Source organism: Achromobacter sp. K91, from assembly GCF_003576205.1.
In the GTDB taxonomy this organism is placed as follows: Bacteria; Pseudomonadota; Gammaproteobacteria; order Burkholderiales; family Burkholderiaceae_B; genus Achromobacter; species Achromobacter aegrifaciens.
In genome coordinates this window covers 1-2708 of the sequence record NZ_QWFB01000067.1, presented here as the reverse complement: position 1 = coordinate 2708, position 2708 = coordinate 1, and the positions used below count along the sequence as shown (strand labels likewise).

2 protein-coding genes are annotated in these 2708 nt (G+C 70.6%); both read right to left on the bottom strand.

Annotation, left to right across the window (positions count from 1 at the left end; all coding sequences use genetic code 11):
- The coding region (gene treY / locus DXK93_RS29520; protein WP_370127922.1) for a malto-oligosyltrehalose synthase at positions 1 to 1405 on the bottom strand (1405 nt) is incomplete at its 3' end.
- Between the two features lie 2 nt (positions 1406 to 1407).
- Positions 1408 to 2708 (bottom strand): 4-alpha-glucanotransferase (gene malQ, locus DXK93_RS29515; protein ID WP_119451978.1); only part of this gene is annotated, 1301 nt, incomplete at its 5' end.

The following is a 2708-nucleotide window of genomic DNA, read 5'->3' as shown; positions in this document are numbered from 1 at the left end:
AGATGTGTATAAGAGACAGGTCCATCTGCGCCAACAAGGCAGCGTCCGCTGGGCCGGGCAACGCGTGCAGCAGGGCGGCGGCGCGTTGCCCGGCCGCCTCGCAGTGATGGCGGTCCGCATCGCTGCGGCCGCCGTCCTCCGCGTAGGTCCGGTACACCGGAAAGGCCGCCAGCCACGCGGACAACACGCGGTCCATGGCCGGCGCGGACCAGTCGCGGGTCCGGCGGTCCTGCCGCGCCAAACGTTCCAGGCAGCGGACCAGCGCCAGGCGTTCCGCGGGAAAGTGCCGCTGCAGCATGCGGGTGCGCGCCGCTTCCAGCTGCCGCGGCGGCGTGCGCAGATCGCCCGTGAGCATCTGCCAGAACGCCCGCAGCGGCGCCTCGGCCCGCGGGTCGTGCAGCAATGCGCCGACCTGATCCATGAAGTCATAGCCGGTGGTGCCATGCAGCTGCCAGCGCGCATCGGGCGCTTCGTCCGGCGCCAGGATCTTCTCCGCCACCAGGTAGGCTTGCGATTGGGCGCAAGAAGGTGGACGGCGGGCTCCGGCTTCGGCCAGGCGTCGATTCAGCCTGCGCAGATAGGCGCCCGGCGCGGCCAGCCCGTCGATGTGGTCGATGCGCAGTCCGTCGAGCAAGCCTTCCGCATACAGGCGCAGCGGCAGCGCATGCACGGCATTGAAAACGGCTTCGTCCTCGACCCGTACGCCCACGAGCTCGCTGATCTCGAAGAAGCGCCGCCAGTTGATCTGATCGGCAGCGCAACGCCACCAGGCCAGCCGGTAATGCTGGCTCTCCAGCAGCCGGTGCAGGCGCTCGCGGCCGGCTGCGCGCGCCGGGTCGCAGCGGCGCAGCAGGGCCTGCGGATCCTGCCCGCGCGCAAGCGACTCCGGGGCCAGGGGATAGCGCTGCCCGGAGACCTCCAGTTCGATGCGTCCGGCATCGGCGTCATAGCGCAGCGCCATTGCGCCTTGAGCCAGCGACACACCGTAGGAGTCGGGCAGGATGGGCAGCAGGACCTTGCCGCGCAGGGCGGGATCAGGCGCGTCCCAGTCGATGTCGAAGCAGCGCGCATGCGCGCTTGCGGCGCCGTGTTCGAGCACATCGCGCCACCAGGCATTGGCGGGGTGGGCCGCCATGTGATTGGGCACGATGTCCGCGATGAGACCCAGCCCGCGCCGACGGGCCGCCCGGGCCAGATCCCTCAGCGCGGATTCCCCACCCAGCTCCGGATTGACCGCGCCATGGTCGATGACGTCATAGCCATGCGTGGACCCGGGGCGGGCGCAGGTGATGGGCGACAGGTAGAGGTGGCTGACCCCCAGGTCCGCGTAGTAGTCCACGCAGGCTCGAGCGTCCTCAAAGGTATAGCCGGCATGCAATTGCAGGCGGGCCGTGGCGCGCGGCATGGTCATGGCCGGCCCCGTCCGGTGCGCAGGGCTTGCAGCCGGGCCTGCACGGCAGGGGCGGCGAAGCACGCCGCGCTGCTTGCGGCCAGGCGTTGACGCCAGTTGGGATGCTGGTCCACTGTGCCGGGCAGGTTGGGCTGTTCCAGTTCGCCCGCCAGGTCTTCCATGGGCACCAACAGCAGGGGACAAGGGCTGGAGGACACGAAGCGCAGCATGTCCTCCAGGGGCGCGCGCGCGGGCTCGGCGGCGCAGCCCAGGGCTTGCGCGAGCAAGCTGCGGTCCATGCGGCGGTTGCGCCGCAGCGTGGCTTCATCGTCGCCGCCGCCCAGCAAGTCCAGTTCGGCGCGCAGGTCGATGTCGCGCTCGGCCCACCAGCCGCGCAAGGTCGGCAGGTCGTGGGTCGAGGTCATGGCCACGGCCTGGCCGGGCCAGTCGCCGGCTGCAAGAAAGGGCGCCGGCGTGGACGGCGCAGATGGCGGCGCGTCAGGTTCCTGGCGCATGAACCACAGCACATTCATGCCCAGGATGCCGTGATCCGCCAGCTCGCGGTTGAAACCTTCAGGCACCGTGCCCAGGTTTTCGCCGATGGCAAGCGCGCGATGGCGCCAGGCTTCCAGCGCCGTGAGCGCCAGCAGTTCGCGCAGTGGATAGCGCAGATAGGCGCCCGCATCGGCCGTCAGTCCATCGGGCACCAGCCACAGCCGCGCCATGCCCAGGATGTGATCGATGCGCAGGCCGCCGGCGTGAGCCAGCGCGGCGCGCAACATGTCGATGTAGGCCGCGTAGCCCTGGGCATGCATTGCGCGCGGCGAGAACGCGGCCAGGTTCCAGTTCTGTCCTTGCGGATTGTGGATGTCGGGCGGCGCGCCTATGGACAGGCCGGGCATCAGGTCGGTCTGGCGGCTCCAGGCGTGGCTGCCGTCCGGACTGTCGCCCACGGCCAGGTCGGCGATCAGCCCCACGCGCATGCCGGCGCGTCGCGCCGCCTTCTGCGCGTGGTCCAGGCTTTCGGCGGCCAGCCATTGGGCGTAGCGATGGAAGTCGACCTCGACCGGATGCTGCCGCGCATATCGTTCGACTTCCGGCGAGTCCGGATCGCGCAGGCCGGCGGCCCATTGCGTCCAGGGCTGGTGGTCTGCGCCATGCGCTGCCTGGGCGGCATGCAGGGCTTCAAATACGGCGTGGTCGCGCAGCGCCTTGCCGCGCCGGGCGCAGTACGCCTCGTAGCGCTGGCGGGCATCCGCCGGTCCGCTTGTGCGGAACTGGCGGTGCAGCGCGCGCAGCAGGCGCTGCCGCCATATCC